This window comes from Methanocella conradii HZ254, from assembly GCF_000251105.1.
Classification (GTDB): Archaea; Halobacteriota; Methanocellia; order Methanocellales; family Methanocellaceae; genus Methanocella; species Methanocella conradii.
Genome location: NC_017034.1, coordinates 660,232 through 674,639 on the forward strand (window position 1 = coordinate 660,232; position 14,408 = coordinate 674,639).

The 14,408-nt window shown below is 55.9% G+C and carries 17 protein-coding genes; 8 read left to right on the forward strand and 9 right to left on the reverse strand.

Annotation, left to right across the window (positions count from 1 at the left end):
* Positions 1 to 62: 62 nt before the first annotated feature.
* Positions 63 to 1,097 carry a BtrH N-terminal domain-containing protein gene (locus MTC_RS03305; protein WP_014405259.1) on the reverse strand — a complete coding sequence of 345 codons (1,035 nt, stop codon included), beginning with the start codon at positions 1,095 to 1,097 and terminating at the stop codon, positions 63 to 65.
* A gap of 159 nt (positions 1,098 to 1,256) precedes the next feature.
* On the opposite strand from MTC_RS03305, the gene MTC_RS03310 reads away from it, so the two are divergent.
* Positions 1,257 to 1,490: a hypothetical protein gene (locus tag MTC_RS03310; RefSeq protein ID WP_014405260.1), complete on the forward strand. Its 234-nt coding sequence runs from the start codon at positions 1,257 to 1,259 to the stop codon at positions 1,488 to 1,490.
* 457 nt (positions 1,491 to 1,947) lie between these two features.
* On the opposite strand, the gene MTC_RS03315 is transcribed toward MTC_RS03310, so the two are convergent.
* Positions 1,948 to 2,697: a DUF128 domain-containing protein gene (locus MTC_RS03315; RefSeq protein WP_014405261.1), complete on the reverse strand. Its 750-nt coding sequence runs from the start codon at positions 2,695 to 2,697 to the stop codon at positions 1,948 to 1,950.
* 74 nt (positions 2,698 to 2,771) lie between these two features.
* On the opposite strand from MTC_RS03315, the gene MTC_RS03320 reads away from it, so the two are divergent.
* Positions 2,772 to 3,842: a hypothetical protein gene (locus tag MTC_RS03320; protein WP_014405262.1), complete on the forward strand. Its 1,071-nt coding sequence runs from the start codon at positions 2,772 to 2,774 to the stop codon at positions 3,840 to 3,842.
* A 63-nt stretch (positions 3,843 to 3,905) separates the two neighbouring features.
* On the forward strand, positions 3,906 to 4,220 hold the full coding sequence (locus MTC_RS03325) for a HesB/IscA family protein (RefSeq protein WP_014405263.1): 315 nt from the start codon (positions 3,906 to 3,908) through the stop codon (positions 4,218 to 4,220).
* A 37-nt stretch (positions 4,221 to 4,257) separates the two neighbouring features.
* On the opposite strand, the gene MTC_RS03330 is transcribed toward MTC_RS03325, so the two are convergent.
* Entirely contained in the window at positions 4,258 to 5,433 is a 1,176-nt protein-coding gene (locus MTC_RS03330) for a nucleotidyltransferase family protein (RefSeq protein ID WP_014405264.1), read from the reverse strand.
* Positions 5,434 to 5,574: 141 nt separating this feature from the next.
* Complete coding sequence (gene radB, locus MTC_RS03335; RefSeq protein WP_014405265.1) at positions 5,575 to 6,258, reverse strand: DNA repair and recombination protein RadB; 684 nt, start codon at positions 6,256 to 6,258, stop codon at positions 5,575 to 5,577.
* A 160-nt stretch (positions 6,259 to 6,418) separates the two neighbouring features.
* On the opposite strand from radB, the gene MTC_RS03340 reads away from it, so the two are divergent.
* Positions 6,419 to 7,186: a hypothetical protein gene (locus MTC_RS03340; RefSeq protein WP_014405266.1), complete on the forward strand. Its 768-nt coding sequence runs from the start codon at positions 6,419 to 6,421 to the stop codon at positions 7,184 to 7,186.
* A gap of 29 nt (positions 7,187 to 7,215) precedes the next feature.
* Here MTC_RS03340 and MTC_RS03345 read toward each other — a convergent pair whose 3' ends face one another.
* On the reverse strand, positions 7,216 to 8,163 hold the full coding sequence (locus MTC_RS03345) for a nuclease-related domain-containing protein (protein ID WP_014405267.1): 948 nt from the start codon (positions 8,161 to 8,163) through the stop codon (positions 7,216 to 7,218).
* An 88-nt stretch (positions 8,164 to 8,251) separates the two neighbouring features.
* Between MTC_RS03345 and MTC_RS03350 the strand changes: the two genes are divergently transcribed.
* Genes MTC_RS03350 through MTC_RS03360 form a run of 3 tightly spaced genes read left to right on the forward strand, consistent with a single transcriptional unit; the run spans position 8,252 to position 11,292 of the window.
* A complete protein-coding gene (locus MTC_RS03350; protein WP_014405268.1) occupies positions 8,252 to 9,262 on the forward strand; it encodes a hypothetical protein in 1,011 nt (336 codons plus the stop codon).
* Positions 9,259 to 10,263 carry a hypothetical protein gene (locus MTC_RS03355; RefSeq protein WP_014405269.1) on the forward strand — a complete coding sequence of 335 codons (1,005 nt, stop codon included), beginning with the start codon at positions 9,259 to 9,261 and terminating at the stop codon, positions 10,261 to 10,263. Before MTC_RS03350 ends, MTC_RS03355 begins: the two co-directional genes overlap by 4 nt.
* A gap of 3 nt (positions 10,264 to 10,266) precedes the next feature.
* On the forward strand, positions 10,267 to 11,292 hold the full coding sequence (locus MTC_RS03360; RefSeq protein WP_014405270.1) for a glycosyltransferase family 39 protein: 1,026 nt from the start codon (positions 10,267 to 10,269) through the stop codon (positions 11,290 to 11,292).
* Here the strand turns inward: MTC_RS03360 and MTC_RS03365 are convergent.
* From MTC_RS03365 to MTC_RS03380, 4 genes are read right to left on the reverse strand one after another with little or no spacing between them, the layout of a single operon-like run.
* Positions 11,289 to 12,260, reverse strand: a complete 972-nt coding sequence (locus tag MTC_RS03365) for a hypothetical protein (RefSeq protein WP_014405271.1) — start codon at positions 12,258 to 12,260, stop codon at positions 11,289 to 11,291. The two genes, MTC_RS03360 and MTC_RS03365, sit on opposite strands and share 4 nt — an antisense overlap.
* Before the next feature lie 37 nt (positions 12,261 to 12,297).
* Complete coding sequence (locus MTC_RS03370) at positions 12,298 to 12,702, reverse strand: OapC/ArvC family zinc-ribbon domain-containing protein (RefSeq protein ID WP_014405272.1); 405 nt, start codon at positions 12,700 to 12,702, stop codon at positions 12,298 to 12,300.
* 8 nt (positions 12,703 to 12,710) lie between these two features.
* On the reverse strand, positions 12,711 to 13,049 hold the full coding sequence (locus tag MTC_RS03375) for a DUF2073 domain-containing protein (protein WP_014405273.1): 339 nt from the start codon (positions 13,047 to 13,049) through the stop codon (positions 12,711 to 12,713).
* 1 nt (position 13,050) lies between these two features.
* The gene (locus MTC_RS03380) at positions 13,051 to 13,686 is read right to left on the reverse strand and encodes an Era-like GTP-binding protein (RefSeq protein ID WP_014405274.1); all 636 of its coding nucleotides are present in this window, start codon (positions 13,684 to 13,686) and stop codon (positions 13,051 to 13,053) included.
* A gap of 124 nt (positions 13,687 to 13,810) precedes the next feature.
* Between MTC_RS03380 and MTC_RS03385 the strand changes: the two genes are divergently transcribed.
* Positions 13,811 to 14,401, forward strand: coding sequence for a CBS domain-containing protein (locus tag MTC_RS03385; protein ID WP_014405275.1), 591 nt, complete (start codon positions 13,811 to 13,813; stop codon positions 14,399 to 14,401).
* Positions 14,402 to 14,408 lie beyond the last annotated feature (7 nt).

The window sequence follows — 14,408 nt, forward strand, 5'->3', positions numbered from 1 at the left end:
TTTGCTGAGCCATGATGTGATATCTTATATGATTAATTCTTTGTGGTTTTTATTAAAAAGGGCTAGCGGGTTTTGCCACGCCCGTTATTCTTACAGCAGAGGTTGGCGACGCACAGGAGGTCGGTGAGCAGCTCGTGCTCCTTAGCAGCTATCTCCTCAACAAGGATAGAGGCCTCGGAAAGGGAGGCGCAGCCGCAGGGGACGCTCTTCAGTATCATGGCCGCCTCAGACCACAGCCTACCCGCCTCATGGTAGCCTGCGGCCACCCCCTCGAGCTCGCTAAACCCCGTGACGCCCCTGGCATACTCTAAAAACTCCGCGTACATGTGCCTGTATAGGCCGCCACCGGTGCCGTTGGCCTGGATGGCCCCATAGGCAGCGTCACATGCCATCTTTAGCTCAGGCTTGGTGAAGCCATCCTTCCACCTGCGCAGGCAGCTCGCAAAATAGTAAATGCCGCCGACGCCCACGTTCCGCACGTCCGAGTTGAGCATCTCCACGGCGTTCATGCCTATCGTCCTCATCACCTTCACGGGGTCGGGCCTCACCTCCACGGGGAAGCCGAACTCAAACCAGGCGTTCCTGGGCGGGAACGGCTTATGGGGCGACGACCTGGCATCGATGAGCTGGGACACTGGAAGCTCGATGAGGCCATCCGCTATCCTGTCCGCCACGTACGCTATGCCCGCCTCTTCGTCCAGCCCTGCTACAACTATATTATGTGCTCCACAATGATGGTTAGAGCGCCTGTACTTTAGATAAAAGATGTCAGCCCGTATCATGACAGGCGTATCCTCAGCCAGCATCGCCTTCATGGCGTCATACGCACGCCTGGGGCTTGTAGACGTGCGTATCCTTAAAGAGACCCCGAGGTTGCGGCAGACGCGCCTGTCCAGCTCCAGTGGCTTTATCCGTCCGCCCACGGCCGGGTGCCTCAGGTTTTTGCTCTCCCAGTAGTAGAAGCCAAGCCCCTCGCCCATGCCAAACAGCGCAGACTCGGGCATGTCGTGGCCCGCGTACAAGAACACGTCCCTCAGGGAGGTCGTGTCACAATGCATGCCCCTCCTATGGGTAAAGCCGTCCAGGATCTTTTTCATCAGCAAAATAAAATGCCATCCTAAAATTAAAGTTTGGTATATGCCAGAAACGCTTGACTCTCAATTCACACATGGGCTTTCAACCGCAAAAATCACCCGATAATATTATATAATAGATGATTGCAAAGTCGGTGATAAGCCGAAGTGGAGGTCACGGATTTGTATATACCGATCGCTATACACAAAAACGAGCTAATAGTCATAGAAGACATGGACACGTTCTCAAAGTACTTCTGCCTGGCCAAGAAACAGAAGATGACTCCGCTGGCCACCGACGAGATCGTGGCGACGCCTGAGGAGCTCGAGGAGGAGCGGGGCGAGCCCGGGTTCTTCGAGGATGAGGAGCACGCCGCCGGTAGTGATAGCAGCGACCTGGACGAGGATGACATTTAGGATAACGGGGCCATGGGGCGGAGAATCCCCGCTATTTTAATGTTGGGATGAATCTGCTCCTTGAATCCAAACTATAAGTATAAAAACCAAAAACTATTTAATAGTACTATACAATATAAAGTTAAAGTTCCACCGTATGGGAGCAATAGCAAAAGCGGAACCGTGTTCCGCCTTTAATCAGATAGGCTTCCATGGGCTAAGCCCGATGCCGGGATGACTGGCTGAAAGTGCGGATGAAATCCCCGGAGAAGGGATGGAACGCACAAGGTGGATGCTTCCGATTTCAATCGGGAGAGAAGGTCACGATGGAAAACAATGGTCGGCCAAAAGGTATTTCTTTTTCTAGAGGCTAAAGGGGGCTTCGTTACGCCCCCTTTAAGTCCGGCCATGTCCTGGTTGTTATAGGTATCTTTTCATCGCCAACCATCTGAGCTGCCAAATTTCAAATCTTCTCATATCAAGCAAGCTTCTTCATCTCATGGAAGTCAAGCGTGCCCTTAATGGCCTTAGTCAAAATAGGGATGCCAGACTCCTGGACGGCTGCCATGGGATTCGTGCCGCCGGTGATAATGACCCCAAAGTGGTCACGGTCAACGTCCACGCCCAACACGGGAGTGTTGGGCTCTCCAACCTCAAGGATACCATAAAAGCCCGCCGTCAAAAGCCTGTTTAAAACGTGATCCGCATCATCCTTGGCAGTCATGGGAAGTTCCCTAAAATTGGCCAGGATCTTGCCCGAGCCCGTCCTCATCATATCCCTAATCGAGGTCAACTCCTGGGACATGAGCACCTCCAGGGGGTCGATCGTAGTACAGTCATACCTTATCATATCGGTGAAGCGCACCGGCTGCCGGTCCTTGACCTGGACTATCCCGCCAAACTTGGGGCGAACGGGGATGCCATGCTTCAGGAAGACTCCATCGATGGTTATGCTACAGGCAGTTGCGATGCCCGCCTTGCCCTCAGGGATGGCATAGCCGCTGAAAGCCTCGCCCTCATCGAACAATTTCACGTAAGAGCAGACAGACAGGCCGCTATACATGACCTGCTTGAAAATGTCGAGCACTTCATCGAGGTCTTTCTTGTCGACCACGGAGAGGTTCACGACTATGTCGCCCTCCCTCGTCTTGGGGTTAAAGGTGACGCTATACATTATCTCCTCGATCCTGGCCTTAGTGAACATCATCTCTTCATACGCTTCGTACATGAGGCAACCCACAATTTATTTATCCCTAAAGGTTATCTATTTTTGGAATAGTATAGTGTCCAAAAGGAGTTACGATGTCAAATAATTTACTAAATGTCATAAAAGAGGTCTTTAGCACCTACAATTATTCAGTCAGCGCATCGCAGCAGGGCTTTGACCTCATAGCGGAAAAGCCGGGCAACAGGGTGGGCATAAAGCTCGTGGACGACGCTTCCGCGGACGACCTAAAAACGCTCCTCGATGGCCTCAAGGGCAACGACATCAAGGTACTTTTTATCACGATGGCCAGCTTCTCCGACGAGGTGAAGAAGCTTTGCGGCCAGAGAGACGTCTTGCTATGGGATCGAGCAGAGCTGGAGCGGCAGATAGGGAAGGCCGTGCTCTACGGGTGCGATACGTCAGTGCCGCCAAAGGACATCATCAAGCCTGCCAGCGATTTCTCCTCGCTTACCGGAGAGCTGTACGCCAGGAGCGCGCCGTCTCCGCAAAGGCCCATGCCGGATAAAGTCGAGGCGGTAGAGGCCGAGGAAGAGCCTGCGAAAAAGAAGGCGAAGGCTAAGCCCGCCCCAGAGCCTGAGGGCGTGGCCATACCGTTGCACGCCATACCAATACGGATTAAGGCGAGCGACGCTGTGAAGATATCGGGCGCCATCGGAAGGGCGGAGGACGTTGAGGTCTCCTTGAAGTTCATACCCTTCTGGAAGTATAGCTATTCATTGGACGTGCAGTCCAAGTACCGTGACCTGACCATCCCTCTGAGCAGCAAGGGCTCGAAGGTCATAAACGCCATCAACAAGCAGATTAGCATTGCGCCCGCCGCCGACCCCGTGGAGTCGGTAGAGCTGCCCGACGCCCCCTACAACGTGGAAGAGTCGGTGGTCACACGGGAGGAGGCCAACGCCATGGCGATTAAAAACATTATAGAGGAGAACACGAAGACGGTGAGGTTCAAGGGCACCCAGGGCGAGGCCGCCATCGTGGAGCATAAAAAGTTCCAGCCCCGGCCCCAGGACATCGAGATGAGCATGGAGCTGCTATACATCCCGTTCTGGGCGGTGCGCAGCCATAAGGGCTACATGGAGATAAATGCATACGATGGCAAGCCGACGAAGATGCCCATCGATGACGGGGCCGAGATACTCTAACCATGCATAAAGTATTTGTAGCGAGGTTTAAAAGTTAGGATTGCTCAATTTAGGTGATATGCATTGAAGGTAACAGATAAGGCAGCGGAACAGTTGAAGGCGTTCCTCGAAAAGGAGCAAAAGACGGACTCGCTCATTCGCATTTACTTTGCTGGATACGGCTGTAGCGGGCCCCAGTACGCCCCCGCCCTCGAGATGGAGAAGAAGGATGAGGACGTGGTCAGCAACCTGAACGGGATCAACGTGGTCTATGAGAAGAGCCTGGAGGAGGACCTCAAGGACTTCGAGCTTGACTACATCAAGACTCCTTATGGAGAGGGCTTCATAGTCCGGAACCCGAATGCGACGTGTGGGCCTGACTGTGGCGGATGCCACTGAGCCCGCGTCAGTAACTCCTTTTTTTTTACTTTTTACTTTAAGAGCCGTTTATATCGGTGGCGAAGTGGTCGTTTATGACATCCTTTGAGACGCTCGTGCCGGCGTTGATGACTACCTCCGGCCAGATGCGCACGTCAGAGTGAACCGTCACGTCATTGCCTATCATGGCCCTGGGGCCGATGACGACCCCATTCTCAAGGATACAGCCCTTGCCCAGCGTTATGTCGTTATCCATTATGGCGCCAGAGACCGAGCAGCCGGCGCCTATCTTTACGCCGTTGTATATGTAAGATGATAGTATGCGGCAATCATTGCCGATGTGGCAACGGTCGCCTATGGATGTATATGGGCCTATGAGCACGTTATCGCCGATGGTCGTATCGTCTCCGATGTACACAGGCCCGACCACGACCGAATGCCTGCCAAAGGTCACGTTATTGCCTATATCGAGAGGGCCGTTGAGCTTGGCGCCCTCGTTGACCATCCTCCCATGTATGTACGTTCCGGGCATGTTCTCCAGCATCCAGCGCTGGGCCTCACGATAGGCTCTCGGGTTCCCCACATCGGTCCACTGGCCCCGCGCCAGCCACCCGCTTATCTTCCTGTTCTCGGCGAGAAGCCTGGGGAAGAGGTCCTTGGCGAAGTCATACTTCGCCCTCGGTATATAGTCCAGCACCTCAGGGCTGAGGGCGTATATCCCCGTAGAGGCGAGGTTCGAGAAGATCTCGCCGGGGCCTGGCTTCTCCTTGAACCTGTGTATGACATGGTTATTATCCAGGTCGACGATGCCGAACTCCCTGGGGTCGTCGATGCTCAGCACCGAGATGGTCACCAGCGCGCCCGAGACGTTGTGAAAGTCGTAAAGCTCCCTGAGGTTTAAGTTCAAGACGTGGTCGCCGCCCACGACCAGGAACGGGCCATCGTCCAGGTACTTCTCGGCGTTTTTAACGCTGCCCGCGGTGCCCAGCTTCTCCTTCTCGTAGACGTACTTGATGTCAACGCCAAAAAGGGAGCCGTCGCCCAGGTACTTCTCGATGACCTCCCCCATGTAGCCAAGGGTGATTATTATCTCGTTAAAGCCGTTCTTGGATAAGTGCTCGACGAGGTGCCCGACCGACGGCCTATTTAAAATTGGTATGCTGGGCTTCGGCCTCTCGAACGTAAGCGGCCTAAGCCTGGTACCGGCGCCGCCGCAGAGAATGCACGCCTTCATCTAAGACCCTCCATGTCTTGCCTGCTTCGGCCGAAGCAAGCGATAGGATGATACAAACCAGTACTACTTACCAATATATATACATGCCTCGTTTTATTATGGTTTTTGTCATAATGGCGGCGATTTGTGCGCATTTCTTGATCATTCCACGCCGGTTGCGGTTATCCTGAACTCGGCCGTCTGGCCTTCTGCCATCGACCTGTGCTTACGCAGCACGGCCAGCCGGGTGCCCATCCCCGTGCGTGAGAGCTGCACGATGGCCTTGCTGATGTGCTCCAGCATGTTCCCGCCCACCGCCCGGAGCTCGTCCTTATCCACGTCCATGTATATCTGGTTGGTTATAACCACGGCTATGTCATGCTTTCTGGCAATGCCAAGCAGGGCCGTCACCTGGTTCGCCAGCTCCCTCTTGAGGAGCATGCTATCCTTGCTCTCCAGCTCCAGCCTGTAGAAGGCCGTCGCGGAGTCCAGGATGATGAGGCCCACGTTCTGCCCTGCGATCTTCTCCGTCTCCTTTATGGCTGCGTACTGCTCCTCAAAGCTGGTGGGCTGAAAATGGAGCAGGCCCCTGGCAAGCCTTTCTGCATCTTCGCCCGCTATCTGGCTGAACCGCTCGACCGAGAACCCCTCGGTGTCTATGTATATGACGCGCTTGCCCGACCTCAGCGTGTTCACGGCTAGCTGTAAGCATATGTTGGTCTTGCCGCTAGCGGGCTCCCCGAATAGCTGTGAGATGGTTCCGGCCTCGAAGCCTCCGCCCAGCAGGCCGTCGAGGGCTTTCGAGCCCGTCGGGAGCCTTTTTATGAGCCTTTCATTTGTCGCCATTTCGTCCTGCTACAATGTGAACCTGCTCATTTATATCGTTGTTGGAGGCGGCCTTTGCGTGCTCAAACCAGCCAAATAGCTTTAGGCTAAAAAGCAATATATAACATGTATTTTACTAAACTGTGGAGGGTCCTGGAGGAGAGAAAGAGACATAATAGCATTGATCACGTCGGACTTCGTGGTGTATGAGGAGGTGGTCTCCCGCCTTAAGGAGCGCCAGGCGCCTTTCATCACCCTAAGGCTGAAAGACCCGATACCCTACAACGTGAAGGTGGTCATCACGACGGCCGAGGAAGCCCCTCAAATACGCTGGGAAGGCGAGCACCTCATCGTCTATGATGACCCTCATGCCACGGTCGATCGAGCGATCGGCGCCCTCCGAGGCCAGGGCCATTTCGACGAGCTTGTCATAGGCATAGACCCGGGCAGGAGGCCGGGCATAGCAGTCCTGCACGGAGACACGGTCGTAGCTGTCTACCAGACAGGCGTGGCAGAGGTCGAGCCCCTTTTAAAGAAGATAGAGCAAGAGTACCACGCCAGCATCTCCATTGTAAGGATTGGCAGCGGCGCCAGGCTCATGACCGCCCAGATAATAAACGCACTAATCGAGGGGGGCTATAAAGTAGAGCTGGTCGACGAGACCGGCACCACGCCCTACGTGGGCAGGGGCATCCACACGAGCCAGGTCAGGGACATCATAGCCGCGATAAACATTGCGAGGATAAAGGGCGAGCCCGTGGGCAGGATGGAGGTCGAGCCTTCCAGGGGCGAGATAAGGGTCATCCAGGAGTCAAGCCGCTCGCTATCCGAGGGGCGTGCCACCATACCCAAGTACCTTGCCAGGCGCGTAGCCAAAGGCGAGATAACGCTCGACGAGGCCATAGAGATGCACAAAGAAAGCCTCAACGGGGTACGCGAGACAAAATAAAAAAGGACGTGGCGCGCCATGGGGCAGCGTCACGTCGTCTCTCCGCCAGAGGCGTTTTCAACAAGCTTCAGGTCCGCAGCAGCATCTTCCCTCTCATCTTCTTTCTCTGGAAGCGTGTCGTCGAACCTGATATCCCTATCCTTAAGGCACTCCACGATTTTCTTAACGTCATCGTCGGACAGGATCTCCTGCCTGGCCTCGAGGTACGCGGGAAAGTCCTCGTACCGCAGGAACCGGACGAAGTCCTCCTTGCCCTTCACCGTGGTATTCGTGTACAGCACGATGCTCATCACTCGTACCCCGGGGATGTTGCAGGTATACTTCAAATACCTGTACAGCAGGTAGGAGGCCCGCCTGGCCTGCTCTCCTGGCGTAGGGCGGTCCTCGTTCTTCCACTTGAGATTCCAGTTTTTAGTCTCAATGCAGTAGACGCCTTTCCGTCCCACTACTACATGGTCAACTCTGGCGGATTTCAGCATTTTCCCATCGAACTTATGGCCGAACTCGCGGGTGATCCGGACGTCGCTCAGCACGTAGTAGTCGTCGCTAAGCCGCTCCAGCGTATCCAGGACGAGGAGCTCGCCGTAATAGCCTTTAAGCTCGCTCCGGTACTCCCTCGTCAGCCGGTCAAGTATATCCTTTTCACGGTAGAGGTAAAGCAGGCTGTTCTCTATGATAGCGTCCCTGTTAGCTTGCAGGTGGTCGATCCGCTTCAGGTACTCCTCGCTCTTCTTATTCTTGCTGAAAAAGAGCAGGGAATCCAGCAGCTTATACTTCTTCATGCCGCTCCTGAGCATCTTCATCTCCCTTTCGAGGAGGCGCTCCTGCCTCTCCCTCTCCAGCGCTATGATCCGGTCTATGGCATCGCGCCTTTCCATCACTTGCTTGATGGTAGTGCAGCTCCGCGATACGCCCATGTCGTGTAGCTTGCGGATGAGGTCGTCGCCGGCCCCGCTTCTACCGATCAAAGTTGCCATAGTAAAGAGAGAGATTGCTATTATGGCATAAACATTATCATATCCCCCGATCATACCTCTAGCGGCTATCGTATTGGAGGCTAGTCTTATGAGCAGGGTCGGTCATCATCCGTCTGATAGCGCATTTCTGGCGCTATCAGTCATCGCTTACGCCATCGTCTCCCTGCTGCTCTTGCTCATTGCTGCCTGGTTCCTGCAGAACATTTGGATGATCGGGGACACAAAACTTTTTTACCGGATGGCAGGAGTCATCATTAGCGGTGGCACTCCCTACGTGGATTTCAAGGATCCGAAGCCCCCTCTGATCTTCTTCGCCCTCGCGCTGCCAGCGCTTCTAGGCCAGCAGCTTTACGGAGGCCTGCTGCTTGTCGGCACGTGCAACTTCCTGAGCGCCCTCGTGGCCATGCGCATCGGCTGGAAGCTTTACGGGCGTTTTCAGGGCTTCACCGCTGGCTTGCTTTTACTGGTAAACATGGCCCTGGCCGAGGGCTTTTTCATCCTTACAGAGCCATTCGCCCTCCTGTTCATATTATTATCCGTATACGCCCTGCTCTTCATGAAAAATGAGCTATTGTCGGGCATATCCGCCGGCATCGCCATCGGCTTCAAGCAATATGCCCTATTGCTCATACCGCTGGCATTTTTTTACCTTTACCGCGGGGGCGAGCTCAGGAAAGCGTCGCGGCTCGTCGCCGGCATCGCGCTGCCACTGCTCATCGTGTACGGCGCCATCTTCCTCGCCTATGGCCCAATAGCATGCGCCTCGTCGCTATACTGGAGCTTCGGCGTGGCCGACGCATACGTCACGAGCAGCTATCTGGGGGACGTACCGGCCTATAGGGCGGAAGACCCGCTTGTAGCCCTGGCGAACCTGGGGCTTTCGGCTGGCATGTTCATCATGCTGCTAGTGGTGGCCGCGGCGAGCCTCCTGCTGGACCGGCCCCTGTCAACGCATGATGAGTTTTTTGCGCTATCAGGGGCGGCTTTCCTGTCCACGCTGGCCATCAGGCAGTACCTGCACTACTGGGCGCTGGCCCTGCCATTCATCATCCTGCTATGCGTCAGGTCGTATAGAAAAAGGGGGGCGGACATGGGATGAAAAAAGCATTGACATTGTACGGCATCGCCGTAGTGGCCTACGGCGCCTTGTTCCTCGCACTCGCCATAGTCGAAGAGGTTTTGATGCGAGGCATCTGGATGCCCTTCGACATAGCCTCCTATTATGGCCTTGCCTCCTCGGCGGTCCCCAGGATCTATGCCATCCTGGGCGATGGGGCGCCATCCTCCTTACTTCTATTCGATACGGGGGCCTTATCCGGCTACCGTGTCTTCATCGTGGGCATCATTTGCCTGGCGTGCGCCCTGCTCACCATGGAGATGGGCAGGAGGCCATACGGAAGCGTGGCCGGCTTCCTGGCCGGCCTGCTCTTTACCATGAATATGGCATTGGCGCAGGGCCACCTCACCATCGGCGACTCGCTGGCTCTACTGTTCGCCCTGCTTTCCGCTTACTCCATGGTGTGGAGTGGCAAATACGCCCTTTCAGGCTTCCTGACGGGCCTGGCGGCTTGCTTCAAGCCGCTGATGCTCTTATTGCTGCCGGTCACCATGGCTATCATGTGGCGTAAAGGAGAGATGAGACCGGCTTTCGCCCTCATCGTGGCGGCGGCCCTTCCGCTGCTCGCCGTCGCTGCCACGGCTTTCGTGCTATACGGCAATAGCACGCTGGCGATGGCCGCGGATAGTGGCTTCGAGGCCGTTGGGTTTCTGACGGACGAGGGCTACCGCCCGCCTGACCCGCTCATGGCCGTTGCAGGCATCGCTCTCTCCGCATGCATGCTGACCTCCATGTTTCCGCTTGCCCTGCTCGGCTTTTCAAGGAGCCACGGGCTCCTGGAGGAGTATTGCCTGGCCGTCGGGCTATGCTTTATTCTGGCCATCCCGCTGAAACAATACCTCCAGTACTGGTTCATCGCCCTGCCGTTCTTAGCGCTGCTATGCGCAGGCGCCTTCAAGGCGCCCGAAAAAGCATCGATGGATACATATGCGGCCGAAAAACAAGCTTTAAGTAGCTTAGCGCCGGTGATTAGGGATAGGTGAACCATGTACGGGGGCGAAAAGGGAGAAGGGCTACCTAACCTGCACGTATCGGACCGGGCGTACTTCATCGGCTCGGCCATGCTCTTAGCCATCGTCATCTTCGGCCTCGTCCTCGTGACCAGCACCCTAATGGAGAGCGAGTGGACTACCTATGATATGCAGCGGTTCTACGCCATGGCCCAGGTCATCGTGGACGGCGCCACCCCCTACCTGGACTATCAGGACCCCAAGCCTCCGCTCATCTTCTTCACCCTCGCCGTTCCAACGCTGCTCGGGCAAAAGCTCCTTGGAGGCTTAATTTTGGTAGGCATAAGTAATTTCGCCAGCGCTTTATTGTTGATGGCGATGGCCTGGAGGCTCTATGGCCGCTTCTCCGGACTGCTCGCCGGCCTCCTCTTCACCCTTAACGTGGCCTGGGCGCAGGGATACTTCGTGCTCACCGAGCCCTTCGCCCTAACATTTATACTGCTATCAACTTATGCTCTCATGTTCACAGAAAATAGGTGGAAATACGTGCTCGCCGGCCTGAGCGCGGGCGTCGGGATAGGGTTCAAGCAGTACGCCCTTTTCCTTATACCTTTGCTGCTCTTCTTCATGTACAGGAGGGGAGAATTGAAAAAGGCGCCGGAGCTTCTCGTCGGCATCCTGATCCCGCTGGCCATCATTTTCGGCGCCATATTCCTGGCCTACGGGCCTACGGCGGGCGCCGCCTCGCTCTACTGGAGCTATGGCGTGGCGGGCACCTACCTATCCGAGTCCAACATGGGCGACGTGACGAGCTACAGGGCGACGGACCCCCTCATCCTCGCCGCCAACATAATCATGGCCGTGACCGTGTTCACATCCCTCCTGCTCTTCGCCGCCGCAAGCGTGGTCAGAGATGGGCATCTCTCCCCCCTTGAAGAGTACTTCGTCCTCGCCTCTCTGCTCTTCGCTGGCACCATCTTGATAAGGCAGTACCTTCACTACTGGATTTTAGCCCTCCCCTTCCTGGCCCTCCTCTCCACCCGCCCCTTCCGCGGGCCTTAAGGCCTCGTCGCCTTATATTCATTGAGAAGGATGGTGGCGGCGTCCGCGCCAGCAGAGCCAAGGCCGGCCAGGTCGAGGATCGCCTGCTCCATGGAGACCACGGGTATGTCATCTATGGCAAAGGCGTCCATCTCACGGTCCGGGTTATAGATCTGAAAGCTCACCCCGTTCCCCTCACCCATGAGGCTCCTCACCATCCGGGCGGCGTTCTCGTCGGCATAGAGCTGGATACATCCGCCGGACGCCACCCCCTCAAGGTAGAGGTCAGCGGCGGTAAACAGGGTGCAGGCAGAGTCGGGAATGATGCCCTCCACGTTCGCGTAAAGCTCCCTCAACGCCTCCCGCTCGTCATCGTAGGCGCTCCTGAAGCCCAGCCCCTTGAGGCTATTAATGGGGCGCTCCCAGGCGACCAGCCGGAACAGGGCGTCCAATCCTGTGACGTGGACTTTACGGCCCTTGCTGGTAAACGCTCCCACCTCCACCAGCTTCTTCACCACCGAGCGAGTCCAGGGGTAAGACACGCCCGTATTCACCGAAGCCTGGTTTATCGTCGACCCGTCATTCCTCAAGAAGTAGCACACAACCTTCCATGAGCCTGGCGAAGATATCTTCACCGGGTCCTTCAAGCGCCTGGCCAGCCCTAGCTTCTGGAAGGACCCGCCGGCCTTGATGAACGCCGCTTTAGCTTCTGCGGCTATCGAGGGGGCGTAAAGCTTCAGGCACACCTTATTGCCGCTATAGCGCTGTGCCACCATCTTGCCGTAAAGCGCCAGCTTGAACACGGTCTGCATGGTGGCCCTGGTGAGCTTGATGCCTATGACGTGGACGTTTTTCCCGTCCTCGAGGATGAGGTCATACGAGTCGAAATCGTAGCCGAGGGCCTCGATGGCCGACCCAGGGTACTCTCTCCTCAGGGCGTCTATTATCGACTGTATCTTGGCGTTTATGGGCTGGTATTTCAGGCTCATTTCGAGGCTAAATTTCACCCGTTGGATATAAATATCTTTACTTTTTCTTTTTCTTCTCCTTTTTAGGCGCCTTCATGGCTGAGGGAAGGTCCACGATGTAGACTCCTTCCTCTTTGGACATGACTAATTCCTTCCGGCTTAGCAGCACCGGGAGGTTGATGTCGTACCTGCCCTTCTCGAGGATGCGGACGCTCTCAACGCGATCCTGGGCCTTGGGGGCCTCCTTTTTCTCCGGGGCCTTTGGCGTCTCCTTTTTCTCCGGGGCCTGCTCTTCCTCCATGGCGGCAAGGGCCACGTACTCGGCAACCGTGAGCTTCCTCACGTCCTTCCTGGCCGGCCTGATGTACTGAAACTTCTTGCCCCCACACACCGGACACCCCCTGTCGAGGTCGAGCTCGCCGCTCTCCAGGATATGCTTACACTCCACGCACATGTGCGGCATTTACACCCTCACGAGATTATGGCCTCTATTACGTCCCTCTCCCTCTTTACCGTTTTCATGCGGTCCGCCGGGCCGATGACCGTCAGCCGGTTGCCATCGCGCCTCAGGATGCTCCAGGGCGACGGGCTACGCGGATAGCTCTGTATCTCGATGCCATAAAACTGGGAATCCCTTATCTTCAGCATCGTGTGCTCGATGAGCTGCGCCTCCTCGCGTGGGTCGAGGCCCTTCTCAAGTATGACTATCCGCCCTTTAGAAACGTCATCAAGGATCAGGCGTATCTTATCCATCGTGCTCATCGACTGCAGCTTATTGGCGGATATCATGTTTATTTGGACGTCTCCCATGTCAACCGAACCTGCTGGCTATAGTCTCATACAACAGCTCCATGTTCTTCCCCTTCAGCGCCGATATGGGCACGACCGTGTGCTGTGGGAAAGCGCCCTTGATGCGCTCCGCGGACGCCCCGGGCAGGTCCATCTTGTTGGCAACTATCAGCATTGGCAGGCGCCGCGCCTCCATGTTGCCCACCACGGTTACGTTGACCTGCGTGTACGGGTCCTCGGTCGAGTCCATGACCAGGAGCACGCCGTCGAGGTTGTCCATCCACTTTATGGCCTCTATGACGCCCTCGGTGGCCTCTTTCGCCCGCCTCTTGGCCTCATCCTCCGCAAGGCCGTAGGACATGAAGTCGTGAAAGTCGATCTTCGTGGCCAGGCCAGGCGTGTCCACGATGTCCAGCGTCACGGAGTAGCCGTCGCCCTTTATTGTCACGCCCTCACGCCTGCGCACCCGCCGCGTCTCGTGCGGGATGCTGGACACGGCCCCGATCGTCTCCCCGGTGAAGTCCATCAATATCCTGTTCGCCAGCGTGGTCTTGCCCGCGTTAGGAGGCCCGTATATGCCGATGCGTGAGGCCTTCCTCTTGAAGACCCGCCCAAGCCAGCCTGATAGGCTCTCCTTAAGCTCAGCTAACAATGCCATCCTGTTCCCCTACTAGTATAAAATAACGTGTCATAACTATATTAAGCATATGCTCAAAAGTGAAAATATGGATAATATTAATATGATTATATTACATAGATGATTTATAGTAGAGGGCGTATAAATGGAGACTGACCTATCGGTGAGCGACGTCATGTCGCGCAGGCTAATCACGGCCGACGTATCGGAAACTGCTGACAGGCTGGGCAGGATCATGGCCGATGCCGGGGTGGGTTGTATCATTATTACGAAGGAGGGGCATCCGATAGGCATAGTCACCGAGCGCGACCTCGTGGTGAAGATCATTTCTAAGAACAGGCAGCCGTCGAAGGTGAAGGCACAGGACATCATGTCCACCCCGCTGATAACCATACCCCCGGATAAAAGCGTAGAGCTCGCATCGCGGGAGATGGCCCGCCGAAGGATCAGAAGGCTTCCGGTCGTCCAGGATAGAAAGCTCATCGGGATGGTCTCAGACTCAGACCTCATCCTGGTCTCGTCGGAGCTCGGCGAAATCTTAAGAGACATCATAAGGCAGAACAACCCGGAGGGTGAGTTTGCCGTGGAGTCCGAGTGGGAGGCCGAGGAGAAGACCCCCACAGTGTTCGTCCAGGGCATATGCGAGGTGTGCGGGAACCTGGCAGAATCGCTGGAGTACATCGACGGGGCTTACGTGTGCACGAGATGCAGGGAAGAGCTCCCGCTCTACCAGTAGGAGGCGG

Coding starts and splice junctions, on each gene's coding strand:
- MTC_RS03305 (WP_014405259.1), bottom strand. CDS start 1,097: ATGAAAAAGATCCTGGACGGCTTTACCCATAGGAGGGGCATGCATTGT.
- MTC_RS03315 (WP_014405261.1), bottom strand. CDS start 2,697: ATGTACGAAGCGTATGAAGAGATGATGTTCACTAAGGCCAGGATCGAG.
- MTC_RS03320 (WP_014405262.1), top strand. CDS start 2,772: ATGTCAAATAATTTACTAAATGTCATAAAAGAGGTCTTTAGCACCTAC.
- MTC_RS03330 (WP_014405264.1), bottom strand. CDS start 5,433: ATGAAGGCGTGCATTCTCTGCGGCGGCGCCGGTACCAGGCTTAGGCCG.
- radB (WP_014405265.1), bottom strand. CDS start 6,258: ATGGCGACAAATGAAAGGCTCATAAAAAGGCTCCCGACGGGCTCGAAA.
- MTC_RS03345 (WP_014405267.1), bottom strand. CDS start 8,163: ATGGCAACTTTGATCGGTAGAAGCGGGGCCGGCGACGACCTCATCCGC.
- MTC_RS03350 (WP_014405268.1), top strand. CDS start 8,252: ATGAGCAGGGTCGGTCATCATCCGTCTGATAGCGCATTTCTGGCGCTA.
- MTC_RS03355 (WP_014405269.1), top strand. CDS start 9,259: ATGAAAAAAGCATTGACATTGTACGGCATCGCCGTAGTGGCCTACGGC.
- MTC_RS03360 (WP_014405270.1), top strand. CDS start 10,267: ATGTACGGGGGCGAAAAGGGAGAAGGGCTACCTAACCTGCACGTATCG.
- MTC_RS03365 (WP_014405271.1), bottom strand. CDS start 12,260: ATGAGCCTGAAATACCAGCCCATAAACGCCAAGATACAGTCGATAATA.
- MTC_RS03370 (WP_014405272.1), bottom strand. CDS start 12,702: ATGCCGCACATGTGCGTGGAGTGTAAGCATATCCTGGAGAGCGGCGAG.
- MTC_RS03375 (WP_014405273.1), bottom strand. CDS start 13,049: ATGGGAGACGTCCAAATAAACATGATATCCGCCAATAAGCTGCAGTCG.
- MTC_RS03380 (WP_014405274.1), bottom strand. CDS start 13,686: ATGGCATTGTTAGCTGAGCTTAAGGAGAGCCTATCAGGCTGGCTTGGG.
- MTC_RS03385 (WP_014405275.1), top strand. CDS start 13,811: ATGGAGACTGACCTATCGGTGAGCGACGTCATGTCGCGCAGGCTAATC.